This window comes from Prescottella sp. GW823-FHT02E09, from assembly GCF_058797375.1.
This window is the reverse complement of the sequence record NZ_JBXAJP010000004.1, coordinates 78,762-97,318: the sequence shown is the minus strand read 5'-3', so window position 1 is coordinate 97,318 and position 18,557 is coordinate 78,762. Positions and strand designations below refer to the sequence as shown.

Here is an 18,557-nt window from a genome sequence, read left to right as displayed (position 1 = left end):
GCGGCGCGACGTTCTGTATGTGCCTGTCACGGGTCGGCCCGGCTCCGCCGCCCACCTGGAGTTGCGCCGTCTGCCGGACGGTCGCCTCGCACTGCCGGCGTACACGTCGCTGGAACAGCTGGTGAGCTGCTGCGGACCACACCAGCCGTGGGGAGCGGTCGACGACGAGGGCCTGCGGGAGGTCGAGCGGGCGACGGGATACGACGTCGTGCTGCTCGACGCGAAACTGCCACTCGACCACTGGAAGAAGGACGCGCCGGTTCACGTCGACGACGAGCCGGGGGATCACCTGCCGCCGTCGTGGCTGAGCCGGGCATAGGGGGGAAGAACATGAGTGGAGTCGAGGTCGGCGACCTCGGAGCGGTTGCCCGCATCCTGGTTTCCGGGGCGGAGGGCTTCGAGGCGATGAGCGCCGACGCCCCGAACGTGCCGGATGCCGGCGCGTCGACCGGAGTCGTCGCGGATCTGCTGACCGCGGTGGCGGAGATGATGTCGACCGTGGCCACCTCGGCCGCGGTCGCTGCGGACACCGTCGACGCGAACCACACCGCGTTCCGCGACGCCGATCTGGGCACCGGTGATCGGTTCCTCGACGTGTCCGGTCTGTTCCCGGTCCAGCGGGGGGAGCCCTGATGCCGATCCCACTATTCGTTCCCGGTGATCCGGCGGCATGCCGCGAGTGCGCTGATCGCCTACAGGCTCTCGCGAACGGTGTCACCGAGCGTGCCGGCGCCTTCGACGGCGCGCAGGGGAAGTCCGAGTCCGAATGGGTCGGCACGGCGGGGGACGAATTCCGCGACCGTGTCGCCGAGATGAAACGAGGAACAAGCCGGACGGCCGAGTCGGCAGCGGCCGCCGCGGCGGCAATCCGGGCGTTCGCTGACGACCTCGAAACGGCGGCGAACAGGATGCGGCAGGCCGCCGAGATCGCAGCTGCCGCCGGCCTGCGTGTGCAGGCCGGTCCCGGCGGTGCACCCGGCGCTGTCGAGGATCCGGCCCCGATTGCCGTCGGTGCCGGGGACATCGACGCCGAGGTTCGATACGCGCAGCAGTGCGCGGCGTTCGACGACGCGGCGGAGATGGCGCGCAGCGGTCGGGCTGCCGAATCCAACGCTCATGCCGTGCTGGCGGGCATCCTCGAACAGACCAGTGCCGCGGTGCGGGACATGCGCGGTCAGTGGTACTGGATGGCCGCCGCGGCCGTCAACGGGTACATCGGAACCGCCGCCGCTGAAGTAGGGACCTGGTCGAAGGTCGCCGAGGTCCGCGCAGGACAACTCGACAAATTCCGGTCCATCGCCGCCGAAGCTGTCCGTAGCGGCGACCCGTACTGGGAAACCACGGCTGCCAAGGCCGTCACCACCTTCCAGCCCGCCGCCGACGACGCGGCGAGAGTGATTTCTCAGAACGGCAGACTCGTGGCAGGGGCGACGGACAACGGCTTCGTCAGGTTCCTCGCGCGCCCAGTGATGGAGGAGGGGGCCTCCACGATCTCGAAGGTGGGTTCCAAGATTCCGGTGGTCGGCGTGGGCCTGACCGGCTTTCAGACAGCGATCGACGTCGCCAACGCGCAGGATGGCGGTGATGCAGCGCTCGCGGTTGCGAAGAACACCAGTGGGTTCATCGCGGGCACTGGTGCAACGGCCTTGATCCTCGCGAGCGTCGCGGGTGGGCCCGCGACCATCGCCGCGGTCGGCGTCGGCGCTCTCGTGTCGTGGGGAACGGGTTATGCGATACAGCAGATTTGGGGGGATTGACAGTGTCGAGTTCGGAGGGCCGTCGTGTTCTGCCACCAGTGCCCGACCGTGAGACCGGTGAGCCACGCCCACCTTCGGCGCCTCGCGGCGAGTCGTCGGCCCACGAGATGACACCTACTGGGCGGACCCCGCGGCCGCCCGCCAATCCGCCGACAGACCTCGGCCCGATCCTGGAGTGGTCGCAGCCGACACGGTGGGAGCGCAGCAAGGGCATCGCTGTCATGTTGGGCGTCATGGTCGTCTTCGCAACGTTGGTGAACGGAACGAGTTGGGTCTTGTTGTGGCAACCGTGGGCGTTCGCACTTGTGTTCTGTTCCTTCCTTTATTGGCGGTTTCGGGGTGATTGGCTTGCGGCGGGCGCCACATGGGTACAGGTCGACAAGTCGTGGGTCGACTCGTACGAGTTGGTAGAGATCACGTTGTCGATCAGCGGGCTGAATCGTGTTCTGCGGTTGAAGGACTCGTCCGGGCGGCAGATCTATTCTCTCCGCCTGCGTGAGTTTCAGGCGAACCCTCTCATGTGGGATCTGGTGTACAACGGGATCCTGCACTCGGTGGCGTCGGGGAGATGTGAGATCAGTACGAACGCACGGACGGAATTGAAACTGCCGGACGATCTCGATCGGTCCTAGCCAACCGTCTGTGGGCTTTCTGCACTCTGATCCACCGCGGGCTATGGTCTGGGTGAATTCGTTGCTGCCTACCGCAGAGGGAGTACTCGATGTCGATGACCGAGGTTTCCGCCGACCACCCGTACAGCCCGGCGTTCGTCGCCGCGGGGCTTGCGTTCGTCTCCGGCGCACTGTCCGTCGACGCGACCGGAGTTCCGGTGCCCGGTCGGATGGAGGCGCTCGACGCCGCCGTCGACCGAATGGTGGACCGGCTCGCCACCGTCGGCGGCGAACTGAACGACGTCGTGAAGCTCACCTACTTCGTGACCGACCTGTCGCTGCGCGAGGAGGCGAACCGACAGTTCGAGCGACTCTTCGACGCCCCACGCCCCGCCCGTACCTTCGTCGAGGTGAGCGGACTCCCGTACGGCGCGACGGTCGAGATCGACGCCGTCGCCGCGGTCGACACCCGCAGCTGAGACCAGGCGGTCGGTGCGGGCGTCGGCGAACTGATCGACCGAAACCCTGGCCACACCCGCTCAGATGAGTGACACTTGGGGTGACACATATCTGGGGAGGGTGGACCCGTGGATCGGAACACGCAGTACGACGCCGTGATCGTCGGTGCCGGCTTCGGTGGGATGGGTGCGGCGATCGCCCTGAACCGGCTCGGCCTGACGAACCTGGCGATCCTCGAACGCGAGGACGACCTCGGCGGCACGTGGCACGTCAACCGCTACCCAGGCCTGGCCGTGGACATCGCCTCGGTCACCTACTCGTACTCCTTCGAGCCGAATCCGCACTGGTCGCGGCTGTTCGCGCCGGGGGCCGAACTCAAGCGGTACGCCGAGCACGTCGCCGACAAGTACCACCTGCGCCGGTACATGCGGTTCGGGACGGCCGTCACCGGCGCCTGCTGGGACGAGACTGCACGGCACTGGGTGGTGTCTCTCGACGGCGGCGAGCAGGTCACCGGCCGCTACCTGCTCACCGCCACCGGATTCCTGTCGCAGCCGCAGCTGCCGGACATCGACGGCATCGACACGTTCTCCGGTCGCGTCCTGCACACCACCGCGTGGGAGGACGGTATCGACCTGACCGGGTCGCGTGCCGCGATCATCGGCACCGGCGCCACCGCCGTCCAGCTGATCCCCGAGGTTGCCCGGAAGGCGAGCGAGCTCACCGTCTACCAGCGCACCCCGATCTGGGTGGTGCCGAAGGCCGACGTTCCGATTCCCGCTGTCGTGCAACGACTCTTCTCGCGCGTTCCGGCGACGCAACGCGTGGCCCGGTTCGTCAGCGACACGATCCTCGAAGGCATCATGGTCAGCGCGGTGCTGCACTACCGCCAGGCGAAGATCCTCAACAAGGGCGCCGCGGCGGCGTCACGGCTGTTCCTGCGTGCCCAGGTGTCCGACGCCGATCTGCGACGCAAGCTGACCCCCGACTACGACTTCGGATGCAAGCGGCCGACGTTCTCCAACAGCTACTACCGGACCTTCACGAAGAAGAACGTGAACCTCGAAACGACGTCGATCGCGCGGATCGAACCCGACGCGATCGTCACCACCGACGGCCGCCGCACCGAGATCGACACCCTGATCCTGGCAACCGGGTTCAACCTGTGGGACGTGAACTTCCCCGCCATCGAGGTCATCGGACGCGACGGCCTCGACCTCGGGAAGTGGTGGCGCGACAACCGCTTCCAGGCCTACGAGGGTGTCGCGGTGCCGAGGTTCCCGAACTTCCTCACCCTCGCGAGCCCGTACTCGTACAGCGGACTGTCGTACTTCACCACGATCGAGTCGCAGATGGCGCACATGACGCGACTCCTCACCGAGATGCGCCGCCGCGACACCGACGTCTTCGAGGTGACCGAGGACGCCAACACCCGGTTCCTCGACCGGATGACGGCGAACCTCGACGACTCCGTGTTCTACGGGGGCAGCTGCGGCTCGGCGCGGTCCTACTACTTCAACCAACACGGTGAGGCGGCCCTGCTGCGTCCGACCTCGACGGCCAACGCGTTCGCGGAGGCGAAGAGCTTCCCACTCGACGACTACGACTTCTCCGCGTCGGACCCGACGCCGGTGCGGTAACGGCGGAGGTCGCTCTCGCACGTACGCCCGCGGCGGGATTTCGTGCGCCGCTGCGGCGGCAGGTTGGCGCCGAGTCGTCGACGGCTGGTTCTATACAGTTCTGTCTGGTTGTCGTCGAGCGGAACAGGTGGTAGCAGCCTCGGGCGGCGCGATCGACGCCTGAACCGTGGCCGATCGATTGTGCGCCCGACAGCCGTCGTCGAAATGCGCAATGCAGTACGAGAGAGACAGTGATGAGTGAAATCAATCCGGCCGCGAGCGAAGCGAACTTCGAACTGTTGCGGCAGGAACCGTTCTTCGAGGTGGTGGTCGACCTGATCGCCGGCTATCTCGCGTCCGCGTTCGACGACGCGGCGCCGGGCGAGGTCGACCAATGGACACTGTCCTGCCTGCCGACGACGAACAAGACCGCCGAGAGCGAGCGTCTCTTCACGCTGAACATCGGACCCATGGAAGTGCTCTACGTGGAGCGCTACACCGAGAACGGCGAGACCGTCGACTACCGCACCGTGCTGTACACGTCGAAGTCTGCGCTGATGCGCCGCACCGGATACAGCCTCGACGGTCTCGCGATGTCCAATCCGCTGCTGCGCTTCCGTGAAACCGAACTGGCCTCGGCGGGCGGCGACGGTGTGGTGATCGACTGGTTCCTCTCCGACGAGGGCGCCGACGACCAGTTCTTCGGGTTACCGCTCGACGAGACGACGATCCACCCGCTCGCCGAGCGGCTCGTCGCCCAGGGTCGGGGCCCCTACGCGCAGTACCACAACCGTGCGTTCGCCCGGTACGTGCTGAACGCCATGAAGGACGAAGACTGACATGACGATTCGGCTTCCGAAGGTTCTCCGGTCCGGCGGCGACGACGCCGCTGTCGAGGTCTTGCAGCAGTACTTCCACCGCCCGTGGGTGAAGACCGGTCGGCTGCGCAGCGGCGCGCTGTGGGACGAGTGGGACTCCACCGGGACGCGGCAGCGCGACGTCGACGTGTTCACCGCCGACGACCTCGTCGCCGTCACGTTCCTCTCGGTCGAGGTGTCCCCGGACGGCGCCGACATCATCCTCCGCGAGCGACGCGACGAGTTCGCGGAGCTGCTGCGTGACGTCGGACCGGACCGCGACCTCGTCGACGAGGCGGAAGAACTCACTCCCGACTGGCCTGCCTGGCGGCTGGAGACGGCGCTGTGGACGGTCCCGAGCGTCGGCCGGACCGTCGCATCGAAGCTGATCGCACGGAAGCGGCCGCGCCTGTACCCGATCTACGACCGCGTCGTCGGAGAGGTGCTCGACACCAAGAAGGCGCACCTGGACCCGGTCCGGCAGGCACTGCGGGCCGACGACGGTGCACTGCACGACCGGCTCGTGGCGTTGCGGGAACGGGCACAGCTGTCCGAGGCGGTCCCGCCGATCCGGGTCCTCGACGTGCTCGCGTGGATGCAGCTCAAAGCACCGAACTGATCCGCCGTCACGAACGGGAATTCACGGCACGCCCTCGGTCCGTGCGCAGTACCCGAGTTCCCGTTCGGCGTGGTCGATGAGTTTCGGTCCTCCGGCCGGTCGGTACCTGTGAGACGGCATTCGACGGACGGAGGCACGCACATGACGATCGAACACGACCTGGCATCGGCGGCGGAGCAGGTGGCCCGCCTGGCCGACGGGGTCCGGGACGACCAACTGGACCTGCCGACACCGTGCACGGAGTGGCCGGTGTCCGCGCTGGTCGGGCATCTTCTCGAGTTGACCACCGCCTTCACCGCCGCCGCCCGCAAGGCGCCGTTTCCCGCCGACGGCTCCGCCCGCCCCGAGACGTTGCCGTCCGACTGGCGGCCGCGGCTGGCCGGCCGACTCGACGCTCTGGTCGCCGCGTGGCGAGAACCCGAGGCGTGGCAGGGGGAGGCCGAGGCGGGCGGCGTGACGATGCCCGCAGGCGTGATGGGGGTGGTGGCACTCGACGAACTCGTCCTGCACGCGTGGGATCTGGCTCGGGCGACCGGACAGTCCTTCGCAGCCGATCCCGCGGACGTGCTGGCGTGTACCGGGTTCGCCGAGGCGATGTCGGTTCCGGGGGAGGAAGCCGGGCGCGAGGGGCTCTACGGTCCGGTGGTCCCGGTCCCGGCCGGCGCCTCCGATCTGGATCGGCTCCTCGGGTACGCGGGCCGGGACCCGCACTGGTCGCCGTCCGGGGAAGTCGTCCGCGGGTGACCGCTGCCCCGGGTGGGCGATCATGGATCGACGAGACGCGCGGGAAGGTCGACCCCTGATGGAGGAAGCAGTGACAGCGGGACGCTCCGTATCCGATGCCCGACAGCTGGTGGACTACGGCGAAGTGGAGGGCGCGGTCCTGCAGGCGCTGCCGGACGGGGTGCATCGCGGTGTGAACCGCCTCAGCGTCGCGCTCGTCACCGACGCGGAGTCGTTCGACGCGCTGCTCGCCGCGTTCCGGCGGGTAGAGGCGGCGCATCACCGCGACGGCCGATGCTTTCTCACGCTCGACGACCCGAACCAGTGCTTGTACACGAGTGGACATGCGCGCGCCAAGCACGATCTGGACGGGGGTGTCGAGTACCCGGACGACGACACCGACGCCGCGCTCGCCGCCTACGACACCGCGGTGTTCGAGGCGGCCGGCGCGGCGCTCCGTGACCCGGAGCGGGCCGTGCAGTGGGAGGACGTGGGCAACTCGTTCTGCGCGGTGCCGGGCGACATCGAGGCGCTGGTGGCGCTCAATCGCGACCCGGGGTTGGTCGTGGACGACGTCCACGTCGTGCAGTGCCTGCCGACCACGGACGACGCCGATCTGCTCGCCGATCTCCCGAACGGCTACTTCGCCGGCGACTGGACGCCGTTCGAGTGCCACGCGATCGCGCGCCGGATGGGCGAGCGGCACGGATACGCGCTGGCCGGGATCGGCGCGTCCATGCTCGGGTTCCTCAGCGTCCTCGACCCCGAGCAGCGGGACGTCGACGCCCTGATCGCCGATCTACGGGAGCTGTACGGGCACGGTGACGCCGACGCCTGGAACGAGCTCGGGGACGTGCTGCGCAGCTCGCCGGTGCTACTGCTCGGGTACACGGAGGACTTCGCGGACCTCACCGAAACCTAGCCCTGAGGATTTGCGCCGATGCCGTCGTGGTTTCGCGTCAGCGGCCGTGCTCGATCCCGGCGAACCTCTGCGCGTTCGATTCCTCGGTGGCATCGAAGCTTGCCGCGATCTTCTCGAACACCGACTGCATCTGCTCGACGACGGTGATGTGATCGGCGAGCGCCTGATCGAGCGGGTAGGCGCCACCCGACGCCTTCTGCTCGAACTTGCGGGCCAGCGCGACCCCGGAGGGGAGGGTGCCGAGGCCGTCGACTGTGGCGAGGCGTTTGGCGTCTCGTTGGAGGATGACCAGTTCGCGGTGCAGTTCGGCGCAGCGTGCCGCGCATTTCTCGGCGACACCTGGCTCGAGCAAGAGTTCACCGCCGTCGACCATCGCACCGAGCTCGCTCCATGATGGAGTGGTCCACATGGTCGGGCCTTTCGGTCAGAGGGGCAGAGCCGGTTCGAGAAACTGCGCGTTCGTGATCGCTTGCGGGCATGGACTCTCCGAGGGCGGCAGTCCCTTGCTCTGGTCGGTTCGGAGCATCAGAGCGTCAGGCCCGGCAGTTACCACGACGTCGCAGTGTTCGTTGCGCTTGTCCGACGTCTCGCGAACGGTGAAGGCCTCGCGTCCGGCGAGATCGATCGGTGTCACGTCAGTGAATCGCTCGTCAGTCAGGATCGAGTCGAGCGGCCTCCCGGTGGCGAAGATCGTCACGAAGAACGAAACGTCCGGGTCGTTCCAACTACACAGGCTCCAGCCCGGCTGCTTGACGCCCTGGATGTCGCGGCTCTCCGAAGCAGGGTCGACCCCGATCGTGTGGAGCACGCTGTCCGGGATACTGCACGGGTCGAATGCCGGCTCTCCGGTTTGCGGTGTCGGAGTTTCGGCCTGACCCTCCACGCTGGCAGATCCGCAGCCGACCAGGGTCAGAGCCCCGCCCATAGCAACGGCTACGGCAGTCCACCGTCCCAGATCCCTCACGTTTCCCCCTCGTTCGGCGACGCCCGCTCATTGGATCAGACGCACCGCGACCGCACCCGGTTCCACAGGAGATCGCCGGTGTCGGCGCCGTGTGATTCACCGAACCCTTTTCAAAGATACGATCACGATATATCGTGAGTGTGTCGATCCAAGGTGGATCACTCGAAATCGAACGGAGTAATCCCATGAGGAACACCAACCACCGGCGAGGGCCGGAGCACATGGACAACACATTCGGACCGTGGGCCGAAGGCGTCGGCCGCCAGCGTCGCCGTCATCACCGCCCGTTCGGGCCGGAAGACGGCCACGGCGACGACATGCGCGGCGGGCGTGGACGTGGACGAGGCCGTGGAGGCCCCCGAGGCCGCGGCGGCCCGCGCCGCGCAGGCCGCGGCGACGTGCGCGCCGCCGTCCTGATCCTGCTCAACGAGGAGCCGATGTACGGCTACCAGCTGATGCAGACCATCAACGACCGCACCCGTGGGGCATGGCGCCCCAGTGCCGGCGCGATCTATCCCACCCTCCAGCAGTTGGAGGACGAGGGCCTGGTGCGCATCACCGCCGAGGGCGGGCGCAAGCTCGTCACCCTCACCGATGCCGGACGCGAGCACGTCGAGGGCAACGCCGAATCGTGGGGCGATCCCTTCGAGTTCGCGGCCACGATGCAGGGGCCCGATCTGCGCGGTCCGCTGCACGAAGTACACGCTGCGGCACGGCAGGTCGCAACCAGTGGCACCGCAGCGCAGATCACCGCGGCCGAGAAGGTGCTCACCGACGCGCGGCGCGCGCTTTACCTGATCCTGGCCGGCAACGACGATCAGGCCGACGCCGCGGATCCCACGCCGGAGTCCTGAACCTACAGGCGCTGCGCCAGGAGTGGTTCGAGGTCGAATTCGTTCTCGCCGCACAACTCCGCCGCCTCGGTTCGCAGCACCCGGACCGCCGCCTCGAGCGACGGCCCGAGCAGGCGCAGCGAGTTCATCCGCTGCGAGCAGTACACCGGGAACTCGCCCCGCTCGTCACGAGCGGCTGTGTCCCACAGCAGTACATCGCCGTTCTCGCTCACCGTGAAGACCTGGAGCGAGTCGACCAGAGCCCAGTCGCCGTCCGGCTCGACCATCCAGTCGAACTCCTCGACCTGCCCGTCGCGGTAGGTCTCCCGCAGGCGGTCGGTGAGAATTCTGCTCCGGGCCCGCCAGCCGTCGGCGTAGCCGTCCCGCACGGGTGGGTACACGAGCCACAGCCCGAACAGCCTGCCCCAGCCCAGTTCTCGCACGAAGGCCCGATAGGACTCCGGGAACCGGCCGCCGTCGGGGAACCGGTAGTCGTCGAGGAAGTCGACGTCGATGTGGGCGAGGCTGGGCAGACCGAGCACGCGGAGCGTGGAGAACTCGACCATCGTCAGCGAATCCCTTCCCGCCGCAGGGCGATCGAGACGGCCGCGGCGCGCGAGTCGACGCCGAGCTTGGCGTAGATGTGGGCGAGGTGGGTCTTCACGGTGGCCTCGCTGATGAACAGTCGCTTGCCGAGTTCCTTGTTGGTCAGCCCCTCGGCCAGCAGGGTCAGCAGTTCGGCCTCGCGCGCGGTGAGTGCCTGGTCGGGTCGGCGCATCTGGTCGAGGACCCGCGCCGCGACGGGCGGCGACAGCACGCTCTGGCCCACGACGGCCCCGCGGATCGCGGCGAAGATGTCCCGCGGTTCCGAGTCCTTGAGCAGGTAGCCGATCGCGCCGGCATCGAGCGCGCGCACGACGTCGGCGTCGGTGTCGTAGGTGGTGAACACCAACACCGGCTGATCGGGCCGGGCGGCGCGGATGCGTCGGATCGCTTCCACCCCATCGATTCCGGTGCCGAGCGCGAGATCCATCATCACCAGGTCGGGGGAGCGGTCCGCGGCCGCCGCGACTGCCTCCTCCCCGGTGTCGGACTCGCCGATCACCTCGATGTCGGGCTGCGAATCCAACAGGGCGCGCAGTCCCGCCCGGACCACGAGGTGGTCGTCCACCAGCAGCACGGAGATCACGACGCGCCCCCGACCGGGATCTGCGCCGCCACGACGGTGCCCTCCCCGGGCGCGCTCTCCACCGAGAACGTCCCGCCGAGCGCCTCCACCCGCTGCCGCATCGCCGCCAACCCGAATCCGCTGCGCTCGCTCACCCGGAAGCCGGCGCCGTCGTCGAAGACGTCCAGGGCGACGGCGTCGGGCAGATACGTGAGGGTCACCCCCACATTCTGCGCGCCCGCGTGCCGGCGGACGTTCGACACCGCGCTCTGCGTGATCCGCAGCAACGCATGTTCGACGGCGGACGGCAGCGGTGTCGGTTCGCCGATCACCCGAAGCTGGGCCGACGGAACGTATCCGCGGGCGGCGGCCAGCAGCGCCGCGTCCAACGTCTGCGTCCCGAGGTCGGGGGAGCTCAGATAGTGGACCAGATCGCGGGTCTGCGCCAGGTTCTCGCGCAGCGACGTCGTCGCGACACGGACCTCGTTCCGGGCGGGTGAGCCCGGCTGGTCCCACACCTCCTCGGCCGCCTCGAGGTGCAGCAGCGCGCTGGTGAGTCCCTGCGTGACGGTGTCGTGGATCTCCCGCGCGAGCCGCTCCCGCTCGGACAGCACTCCGGCCTCCCGCTCGGTCTCGGCGAGCCTGGACTGCGTGGCGACGAGCTCACCGAGCAGTCGTTCACGTTCGGCGCTGTCACGCTGCACCTGGCCGTACGCCAGGACGATGAGCGCACCCGTACACAGCGGGGCCAGGAACACCGCCCACTCGGTCCGGCCGCTGAACGATACGAACTCGATGCCGGTGAACACCGCCAGCGCGGCGACCACCAGGAACGCCAGCACGCGTGGGAACGCGCGGGTGCAGAGGAAGAAGACCGGGAACGCCGTCCACGCGAAGCTCGGCGCCAGCCACACCAGCGCCACCCACGTAGTCAGGACCGGCCACACCCACGGCTGCCACGAGCCGCCGCGGCGCGAGGTCACTACGATCACCGCGTAGAGCGCCGCGAGCACGGCGACCAGACTCGCGATGACGACCCAGCGGTCGCCGAACCCGTGGTACGTGAGGTAGCGGGCCGTGGAGGCCGCGAGCAGCACGTAGAACGAGAGGTGGATCGCGACCCCGATCGGTCCGTGGAACGCCGACTTGTCCTGCACGGCCCGATCCTACGGAGACCGCGGCCCGACAGGATCGGCCATTCGGATGATGTCCGCCTGGCCGAAGGGGCGAGACCAGCGCAGACGGGCGGGCGATGCCGTCGAACCACCGTCGGAGCGAGGCTCGAATCGTTCGATTCACCACCTCGAAAGGACCGAAGATGACCACCTCCCGCCGCCTGCCCCGAGCCCTCGCGATCGCCGTCCCCACCGTTGCCCTGCTGGCCGCGGCCGCCTGCGGATCAGCCGACGACGTCTCGGCGTCCGCGACCACCACCGAGGTCGCACCCGCCGCGGTCTCGTCGCAGCAGCCCGGCGACGCCGAGAAGGGCACCGTCGCCGCCAACCGTCTGTCCGTGGCGACCGCCGGCCGCGCCGCGCAGGCCGCGCTCGCGAAGTGCCAGGCCGACGGCCTCGGCTTCGTCACGGTCTCGGTGGTGGACCGCTTCGGCAACGTGCAGGCGATGCTGCGCGGCGACAACGCCGCCCAGCACACCGTGGAGGCGTCGCGGGCCAAGGGCTACACGGCCGCCGCGTTCGGTGCGAACACCAGCGACCTCGCCGGCCGCGCGAAGGGTGACGGCCCGACGGTCGCGGACCTGCCCGGCACGCTGTTCCTGCCCGGCGGAGTCTCCGTCAAGGTCGGCAACGCGTCGATCGCCGGTATCGGCGTGGGCGGTGCACCCGACGGCAACGCCGACCAGGCGTGCGCCGCAGCGGGGCTCGCCGAGATCGCCGGGAGCCTGCAGTGAGGGCTGCCGTCCTGCTGGCCGCCGTCGCGTTCACGGTGGCGGCGTGCGGAAGCGCCGAGGAACCCGAGACACATTCCACGCCGATCTCTTCCGAGGTCGCATCCCCGGCGACGCCCGAGCGGGTGTCCACTCCGGAACTCGAACGGGAGCTGTTCGCCGCGGCCCGGGCGGACGATGCGGTCCGGGTTCGGGACGCTCTCACCGGCGGAGCCGACATCGAGGCCCGCGGGGAGGGCGGCCGGACCCCGCTCGTCGAGGCGACCAAGGCGAACGCGATCGGTGCCGCGACCGTGCTGATCGAGGCGGGAGCCGACGTGAACGCGCAGGACGGGATGCAGGATTCGGCGTTCCTCTACGCGGGAGCCGAGGGGCTCGACGAGATCCTCGCGCTCACCCTCGACCACGGCGCGGATATGCACAGCACCAACCGATTCGGTGGAACCGCACTGATTCCGGCGTCCGAGCACGGGCACATCGAGACCGTGCGGACGCTGATCCGCGCGGGCGTCCCGGTGAACCATGTCAATGACCCGGGGTGGACGGCGCTGCTCGAGGCCGTCGTCTACGGCGACGGCTCGGCCCGGTACGTCGACGTCGTCACGCAGTTGCTCGACGCCGGAGCCGACCCGGCGATCCGCGACGCGCGGGGCCTCACGGCGCTGCAGAACGCGCAGCACCGTGGGCAGCACGACATCGTCGCGCTACTGGCCGCGTCGAACGGGAACTGAGAACGTGCCGTCAGGGGCGGCTGCGCTGCGCAACGACGCCGGCGGACCCGGTCGGGCCGTGTTCGCCCAGGGTGGTGCCGAGGTTGCCGGAAAGCGTTGCGTCGGAAACCATGCTGCGGTAGGCGAGCAGGTCGAGTCCCTCCTCCGCGAGCGCCTGCCGCAGACGCAGCATCGCGACGACGTGGGGTCAGTCGGGGTCCTGGATCCGGGCCCAGGGGCGGGCGGCCTCGAGTTCGAAGGCGAGTTCGAGCAGGGTGCGCTCGTCGCCGTGGTTCGCCGAGAAGTGCGAGGCCAGGGGGAGACCGTTCGACGTCCGGTGCAGCGGCAGGGAGATGGCCGGCCCGCCGGAGGCGTTGTTGAGCGGCGTGAACGACGCGTAGTTCACCAGGCGTTGGAACAGGGTATCGAAATCCTGTGCAGGGGAGAGGTATCCGATCTTCGGCGTGGTGTGGCCGAGAGCCGGGGAGACCACGATGTCGTACTTCTGGAACATGCGGGCGTAGATGCGGGCGGTGCGCTGCAACCGGTACAGGATGCGGGGCGTCTCGACCATGTGCTTGCGGTACATCGCGTCCAGACCGCGGCTGAGATTGTCGGCCCTCTTCGGGTCGAACGTCGGCCCGAACATCCGCTTCCCGCCGGTGAGGATCGCGAAGGACAGGAAGCCCCAGTACAGCTTGAAGTCGTGCATGAACTCCTCGCCGACCGGCAACGACGCCTCCTCCACATGGTGGCCGAGTTCGTCGAGCAGGTCGGCGGTGGACGTGACCGCCTTGCGGGTCTCGTCGTCGGTGGGCGGCACCCCGGCCACCGAGTCGACGATCACGCCGACCCGCAGCCGCGTCGCGGCCGGACCCTCCACCAGCCGGATCGGCGGCAACTTCGGATTCCGGTAGTACTGCTCGGCGGCGGCGTAGAAGCGGGCGGTGTCGCGTACCGAGCGGCTGACCGCGCCCTGCGTGACGATCCGGATCGGCATGGTCTTGTCGGTGGCGTCGGCGACGGTGCGGCCGCGGGTCGGTTTCAAACCGACGAGTCCGCATGCAGCAGCCGGGATTCGGATGGAACCGCCGCCGTCGTTCGCGTGCGCGAACGGCAGGACGCCGGATGCCACGAGCGCCGCTGAACCGCCCGACGACGCCCCGGACGAGTACTCGGGGTTCCACGGGTTCCGGACCGGATCGGCGTCCGCGTACTCGGTGGAGGCGCTGAACCCGAACTCCGGCAGCCGGCTCTTGCCGATGGAGACGGCGCCCGTCGACAGGAACTGGTCCACGAAGTCGCTGTTGCGCCCGGCGGGGCCGGGCGTGAACGCCGCGCTGCCCTGTCCAGTGGGCAGCCCTGCGACGTCGACGTTGTCCTTGACGATCGTCGGTACACCGGCGAACACACCGCGCCGTGGGGTGTCGGACAGCTTCAGGGCGCGCTCGAAGTCGCGGGCCTGGATCCCGTTCAGCGTGCCCTGGACCTTCTCGGCGCGGTCGATCGCAGCCTGGACGACCTCCCGTGACGACACCTCACCGGCCGCGATGCGTGCGGCGACGCCGGTCGCGTCCAGGTCGCCGAGGGCGTCGTCACCGAATGTGTGGATCCGCGGACCATCGCTCATGTCCGGAGTCTAGGTCGCCGCGGGTGTGATCCGGGAGGATTCGGACGGACGGATCAGCTCGCGTCGGGCCGTACCGCGATGGCCTCGCGGATCGCCCGTAGCTCGGTGCGCAGCGAGTCGAGTTCGGCCCGGATGTCCTGCGCCCCGCGGGACGGGTTCGTCGGCTCCGGGGTGGGGGCGGCGGCGACCTTCCTGGTGCGCGTCCGCTTCGGGGCGGGCGGGCGCGGGATGCCGTCGGAGTCGATCGGCACGGGGGCGAACCCGTTGAGGAAGACGGTGGTGAGGGTCGTGGTCAGGGACTCGACATCCTGCGCGAGCGTGGTGCGGTGCCAGCGCACCGACATGAACACGCATTCGCGCATCATGCGCTGGAACTCGAAAACATCGATCCCGGAATTGAACTCGCCGTCCCGGACGCCGTCCTCCACGACGCCGAACCAGGTCGCGTGGGACGACTCGACCGCGGCGGCGATCTCGGTGTAGCGGGGCAGCGAGCCGAGATTCGCGAACTCGTTCTGGTAGATCTCCGTCGCGTACGGGTGGGCGTCCGCTGCCTCGAGGGATACACGCACGATCCGGACGAGACGCTCACGTGCCGTCTCCGGCAGCTCGGAAACGGAGTCGTAGCGCTCCACCAGATCCGTCAGGAAACTCACCAGGATCTCGGAGACGATCGCGTCCTTCGACTCGAAATAGTGGTAGAGCGTTCCCGAGTTGAGTCCCACGGCCTCGCCGATCTCGCGAATCGTCGTCGCCGCAATGCCACGATCGGAGAAGAGCCGTGCCGATTCGGCCAGGATCACCTCGCGCCGGCCCACTGACGCCACGGCTCACTCCTCATGCTCAGGTATTGATTCGATCGTGTACTACCCGAGGCTAGCAGCGGGCAACCGGCGGTCTCGCTGATGAAGCGCTTGTTCGGTGGCGCCCGATTCGAGTCGGTCAGCGGGTGAGGAAGTCCGTGACGAGGGCCTCGAAGTCGTGCTTGCGCTCGACCTGCGCCCAGTGCCCGCACTCGCCGAAGACGTGCAGGTCGGCCTTGGGCATGCGGCGCAGCGCGAACAGCGCGCCGTCGAGGGGGAGCATGCGGTCGTCCCGGCCCCACGTGACCAACGCCCTGTGCGGGATCTCCTCCGTGCGTGACCACAACGGGGCCTTACCGGGCAGCCCGAGCGACGCCATCACCGCGCGCATCCGCTCGATCGCGCGCGGCGCCGTCGCGTTCGCCCAGCGCTCGTCGAGCAGCTGGGGCGTGGCGGTGGCCGGGTCGTAGACCATCGAGTCCACCCACGCCTCGAGCGCCTCGCGGGTGGGGTCGACGAGGAAGGCGCCGAGGCGGCGGGCGCCCTCGCTGAGCATCGGTCCCAGCAGTGGCGCGTACAGGCCGCCCGGTCCCATCAGGGCCAGACGCTCGACGCGGTCCGGGGCGAGGGCCGCGGTCTCGAGCGCGACCCAGCCGCCCATCGAATTACCCCAGCAGATGTGCCTTCTCGATACCGAGGTCGTCGAGCAGTGTCACGATCGCCCGGGAGGCGATCTCGGGGTACGGGCGGTCGTACTCCATGTCGGGGCTCGCGCCGAACCCGGGCATGTCGACCACGATGGTGCGGAAGTTCTCCGCGAACACCGGCAGGTTCTCCGAGAAGTTCGACCAACCGGAGACGCCCGGACCCGACCCGTGCAGCAACACCAGCGGATGCCCGGTACCGGCCTCGTTGTAGTGCAGCTTGTCCGTCGCGGACGGTCCGCGGCTGGTCTCGGCGTAGTCGAGGGCGCCCATCGTGATCCTGTCTCTCGTGCGGCCTGCAGCTCGCCGCGTGAATGGTCGGAAGCATTGAGCCGGAAAGGAACTCGTATCCCGAGCCCGGCATGCGAGGCCGAGCCTACGGTCGGCGTGTTCACCGAGCCGGGTATTGCGCGATTTCGGTCCCGGGGTTCCCGCTACGCGGGAAGGTCAGAAACTGACCAAAGTGTTCGGAATGCCGAACTCGAGCCCGACCTTGCCTACGACTACGGAGCCCTCGAACCCGCGATCTCCGGCGAGATAATGGAGTTGCACCACGGCGCACATCACGCTGCGTACGTGAGGGGAGCGAACAGCACCATGGAACAACTCCACGAGGCCCGTGCGCGCGGCGACTTCTCGGCGCTCGCCGGTCTCGAACGTGCCCTCGCCTTCAACCTCTCCTGCCACGCGCTGCACTCGATCTTCTGGCGCAACCTCTCGCCTGCCGGCGGCGACTGGTCCGACGTGGGCCGGCGATTCGAGGCGGCCCGGGCGGGGCGGCTGATCGGCCTGACGGAGGAGGCGACCGGCGGTGAGTGAACGCCTGGTCGATCGCGTGCACGCGATCAACTGGAACCGGCTGCCCGACCCCAAGGACGCCGAGGTGTGGGACCGGCTCACCGGCAACTTCTGGCTGCCCGAGAAGATCCCGCTGTCCAACGATGTGGCCTCGTGGGAGACGCTGACCGACGCCGAACGCGAGATGACGATCCGGGTGTTCACCGGACTGACCCTGCTCGACACGGCGCAGGCCACCGTCGGTGCCGTCGCGATGATCGCCGACGCCGTGACCCCGCACGAGGAGGCGGTGCTGACGAACATGGCGTTCATGGAGTCGGTGCACGCCAGGAGCTACAGCTCGATCTTCTCGACACTGTGCTCCACCCGGCAGATCGACGCCGCGTTCGACTGGTCGGAACGGAACCCGCACCTGCAGCGCAAGGCGCAGATCATCGTCGACTACTACCGCGGCGACGACGCGCTGAAGCGCAAGGCGGCGTCGGTGATGCTGGAATCGTTCCTGTTCTACAGCGGCTTCTACCTGCCGATGTACTGGGCGAGCCACGGCAAACTCACCAACACCGCCGACCTGATCCGATTGATCATCCGGGACGAGGCAGTGCACGGGTATTACATCGGCTACAAGTGCCGGCAGGCGCTCGAACACCTCGACGTCGGCGCTCGCGACGAGCACCGCGCCTACACCTACGAGTTGCTGCAGACCCTCTACGACAACGAGGTCGCGTACGCCGCCGACCTGTACGACGAGGTGGGCTGGACCGCGGACGTGTTGTCCTACATGCGGTTCAATGCGAACAAGGCCCTCGCGAACCTCGGCTACGAGCCGCTGTTCCCGGCGTCGGACTGCGAGGTGAATCCCGCGATCCTGTCGTCGCTGGACCCCGGGGCCGGGGAAAACCACGACTTCTTCTCCGGCTCCGGCAGCGCCTACGTCATCGGGAAACAGAAGCCCACCGAGGACACCGACTGGGACTTCTGACCGTGCTCTACACGGTGCGGCGCAACTCCGCCCGCAGGTGGTGCGTCATCGGCGTCGTGTCGAAGGCCATCCACATGTCGTAGCTGAGCACGTCGCCGTCGACGGCGAAGCGGCGCCGGATCTCGTGGACCGGCTTGGCGTCGGGCGACGCGCCGAGCGTGTGCGGTGCGAATTCGAGGACACCGTCGGACAGTGCCGCACGGTGGATTTCGACGAAACCGGTCGGCTGGGTGACGAGCAGTTCGACGCCGCCGCCGGTGAGCCGCAGGTAGCCGGTCTCGGTGTGCATCGGCATGCCACCGCCGGGCTTGCGGGTGCGGGAACGATAGAACAGGAACGGCTTTCCGCTGGGGGAGAGCTCGATCTCCTCGTCGTACGCGAAGTCGTCGATCGTCGGGTAGTGGCCGGCGCCCCCGCCGACCCAGCGTCCGGCGAAGGCGGCGAGATCACCGAGGGGGGCGAGCAGGTCGGGCTGCGTCTGATCCATGCCGC

The 18,557-nt window shown here is 68.7% G+C and carries 23 protein-coding genes and 2 pseudogenes; 15 read left to right on the top strand and 10 right to left on the bottom strand.

Going from position 1 to position 18,557, the window contains the following annotated elements:
• Positions 1-19 precede the first annotated feature (19 nt).
• The 10 genes from AC1RIF_RS11140 (at position 20) to AC1RIF_RS11095 (ending at position 7,567) form a co-directional block, all read left to right on the top strand.
• Positions 20-319, top strand: coding sequence for an SAV_915 family protein (locus AC1RIF_RS11140; RefSeq protein WP_492601433.1), 300 nt, complete (start codon positions 20-22; stop codon positions 317-319).
• 11 nt (positions 320-330) lie between these two features.
• Positions 331-633 (top strand): hypothetical protein, encoded by a 303-nt coding sequence (locus AC1RIF_RS11135; RefSeq protein WP_492601432.1) that lies wholly within the window; start codon positions 331-333, stop codon positions 631-633.
• The gene (locus AC1RIF_RS11130; protein WP_492601431.1) at positions 633-1,757 is read left to right on the top strand and encodes a WXG100-like domain-containing protein; all 1,125 of its coding nucleotides are present in this window, start codon (positions 633-635) and stop codon (positions 1,755-1,757) included. The genes AC1RIF_RS11135 and AC1RIF_RS11130 overlap by 1 nt, the downstream gene beginning before the upstream one ends.
• A gap of 233 nt (positions 1,758-1,990) precedes the next feature.
• Positions 1,991-2,389 carry a hypothetical protein gene (locus tag AC1RIF_RS11125; RefSeq protein WP_492601430.1) on the top strand — a complete coding sequence of 133 codons (399 nt, stop codon included), beginning with the start codon at positions 1,991-1,993 and terminating at the stop codon, positions 2,387-2,389.
• Positions 2,390-2,478: 89 nt separating this feature from the next.
• Positions 2,479-2,847 carry a RidA family protein gene (locus tag AC1RIF_RS11120; protein ID WP_492601429.1) on the top strand — a complete coding sequence of 123 codons (369 nt, stop codon included), beginning with the start codon at positions 2,479-2,481 and terminating at the stop codon, positions 2,845-2,847.
• A gap of 162 nt (positions 2,848-3,009) precedes the next feature.
• Positions 3,010-4,467 (top strand): flavin-containing monooxygenase, encoded by a 1,458-nt coding sequence (locus AC1RIF_RS11115; RefSeq protein ID WP_492601868.1) that lies wholly within the window; start codon positions 3,010-3,012, stop codon positions 4,465-4,467.
• A 233-nt stretch (positions 4,468-4,700) separates the two neighbouring features.
• On the top strand, positions 4,701-5,285 hold the full coding sequence (locus tag AC1RIF_RS11110; protein ID WP_492601428.1) for a hypothetical protein: 585 nt from the start codon (positions 4,701-4,703) through the stop codon (positions 5,283-5,285).
• 1 nt (position 5,286) lies between these two features.
• Positions 5,287-5,922, top strand: coding sequence for a DUF6308 family protein (locus AC1RIF_RS11105; protein ID WP_492601427.1), 636 nt, complete (start codon positions 5,287-5,289; stop codon positions 5,920-5,922).
• A gap of 141 nt (positions 5,923-6,063) precedes the next feature.
• Complete coding sequence (locus AC1RIF_RS11100; protein WP_492601426.1) at positions 6,064-6,666, top strand: TIGR03086 family metal-binding protein; 603 nt, start codon at positions 6,064-6,066, stop codon at positions 6,664-6,666.
• 70 nt (positions 6,667-6,736) lie between these two features.
• Positions 6,737-7,567 (top strand): hypothetical protein, encoded by an 831-nt coding sequence (locus AC1RIF_RS11095; RefSeq protein WP_492601425.1) that lies wholly within the window; start codon positions 6,737-6,739, stop codon positions 7,565-7,567.
• Between the two features lie 37 nt (positions 7,568-7,604).
• Here the strand turns inward: AC1RIF_RS11095 and AC1RIF_RS11090 are convergent, their stop codons facing one another.
• Positions 7,605-7,976: a hypothetical protein gene (locus AC1RIF_RS11090; protein WP_492601424.1), complete on the bottom strand. Its 372-nt coding sequence runs from the start codon at positions 7,974-7,976 to the stop codon at positions 7,605-7,607.
• Positions 7,977-7,991: 15 nt separating this feature from the next.
• The gene (locus AC1RIF_RS11085) at positions 7,992-8,492 is read right to left on the bottom strand and encodes a DUF3558 domain-containing protein (RefSeq protein ID WP_492601867.1); all 501 of its coding nucleotides are present in this window, start codon (positions 8,490-8,492) and stop codon (positions 7,992-7,994) included.
• Positions 8,493-8,716: 224 nt separating this feature from the next.
• Between AC1RIF_RS11085 and AC1RIF_RS11080 the strand changes: the two genes are divergently transcribed.
• Positions 8,717-9,385 carry a PadR family transcriptional regulator gene (locus AC1RIF_RS11080; protein WP_492601423.1) on the top strand — a complete coding sequence of 223 codons (669 nt, stop codon included), beginning with the start codon at positions 8,717-8,719 and terminating at the stop codon, positions 9,383-9,385.
• Positions 9,386-9,387: 2 nt separating this feature from the next.
• Here the strand turns inward: AC1RIF_RS11080 and AC1RIF_RS11075 are convergent, their stop codons facing one another.
• The 3 genes from AC1RIF_RS11075 to AC1RIF_RS11065 are packed head-to-tail and all read right to left on the bottom strand — an operon-like array spanning position 9,388 to position 11,689.
• A complete protein-coding gene (locus AC1RIF_RS11075; RefSeq protein WP_492601422.1) occupies positions 9,388-9,930 on the bottom strand; it encodes a hypothetical protein in 543 nt (180 codons plus the stop codon).
• Positions 9,931-9,932: 2 nt separating this feature from the next.
• Positions 9,933-10,553 carry a response regulator gene (locus AC1RIF_RS11070; protein WP_492601421.1) on the bottom strand — a complete coding sequence of 207 codons (621 nt, stop codon included), beginning with the start codon at positions 10,551-10,553 and terminating at the stop codon, positions 9,933-9,935.
• Positions 10,550-11,689, bottom strand: coding sequence for a sensor histidine kinase (locus AC1RIF_RS11065; protein ID WP_492601420.1), 1,140 nt, complete (start codon positions 11,687-11,689; stop codon positions 10,550-10,552). Before AC1RIF_RS11065 ends, AC1RIF_RS11070 begins: the two co-directional genes overlap by 4 nt.
• A gap of 161 nt (positions 11,690-11,850) precedes the next feature.
• Between AC1RIF_RS11065 and AC1RIF_RS11060 the strand changes: the two genes are divergently transcribed.
• Both AC1RIF_RS11060 and AC1RIF_RS11055 read left to right on the top strand, forming a co-directional pair.
• Positions 11,851-12,441 (top strand): GlcG/HbpS family heme-binding protein, encoded by a 591-nt coding sequence (locus AC1RIF_RS11060; protein ID WP_492601419.1) that lies wholly within the window; start codon positions 11,851-11,853, stop codon positions 12,439-12,441.
• Positions 12,438-13,169: an ankyrin repeat domain-containing protein gene (locus AC1RIF_RS11055; protein ID WP_492601418.1), complete on the top strand. Its 732-nt coding sequence runs from the start codon at positions 12,438-12,440 to the stop codon at positions 13,167-13,169. The genes AC1RIF_RS11060 and AC1RIF_RS11055 overlap by 4 nt, the downstream gene beginning before the upstream one ends.
• A 10-nt stretch (positions 13,170-13,179) precedes the next feature.
• Here AC1RIF_RS11055 and AC1RIF_RS11050 read toward each other — a convergent pair whose 3' ends face one another.
• From AC1RIF_RS11050 to AC1RIF_RS11035, 4 genes and pseudogenes are all read right to left on the bottom strand, one after another.
• Complete coding sequence (locus AC1RIF_RS11050) at positions 13,180-13,341, bottom strand: hypothetical protein (protein ID WP_492601417.1); 162 nt, start codon at positions 13,339-13,341, stop codon at positions 13,180-13,182.
• 15 nt (positions 13,342-13,356) lie between these two features.
• Positions 13,357-14,778, bottom strand: a complete 1,422-nt coding sequence (locus AC1RIF_RS11045; RefSeq protein ID WP_492601416.1) for an amidase — start codon at positions 14,776-14,778, stop codon at positions 13,357-13,359.
• A 53-nt stretch (positions 14,779-14,831) separates the two neighbouring features.
• Positions 14,832-15,605: a TetR/AcrR family transcriptional regulator gene (locus AC1RIF_RS11040; RefSeq protein ID WP_492601415.1), complete on the bottom strand. Its 774-nt coding sequence runs from the start codon at positions 15,603-15,605 to the stop codon at positions 14,832-14,834.
• Positions 15,606-15,720: 115 nt separating this feature from the next.
• Positions 15,721-16,558: pseudogene (locus AC1RIF_RS11035) on the bottom strand (alpha/beta fold hydrolase).
• A 213-nt stretch (positions 16,559-16,771) separates the two neighbouring features.
• Between AC1RIF_RS11035 and AC1RIF_RS11030 the strand changes: the two are divergent.
• Both AC1RIF_RS11030 and nrdF read left to right on the top strand, forming a co-directional pair.
• A pseudogene (locus AC1RIF_RS11030) lies at positions 16,772-17,020 on the top strand (superoxide dismutase); the annotation flags it as partial.
• Positions 17,021-17,096: 76 nt separating this feature from the next.
• Positions 17,097-18,065, top strand: coding sequence for a class 1b ribonucleoside-diphosphate reductase subunit beta (gene nrdF / locus AC1RIF_RS11025; protein WP_492601414.1), 969 nt, complete (start codon positions 17,097-17,099; stop codon positions 18,063-18,065).
• A gap of 7 nt (positions 18,066-18,072) precedes the next feature.
• Here nrdF and AC1RIF_RS11020 read toward each other — a convergent pair whose 3' ends face one another.
• The gene (locus AC1RIF_RS11020) at positions 18,073-18,552 is read right to left on the bottom strand and encodes a heme-binding beta-barrel domain-containing protein (protein WP_492601413.1); all 480 of its coding nucleotides are present in this window, start codon (positions 18,550-18,552) and stop codon (positions 18,073-18,075) included.
• Positions 18,553-18,557: the final 5 nt, after the last annotated feature.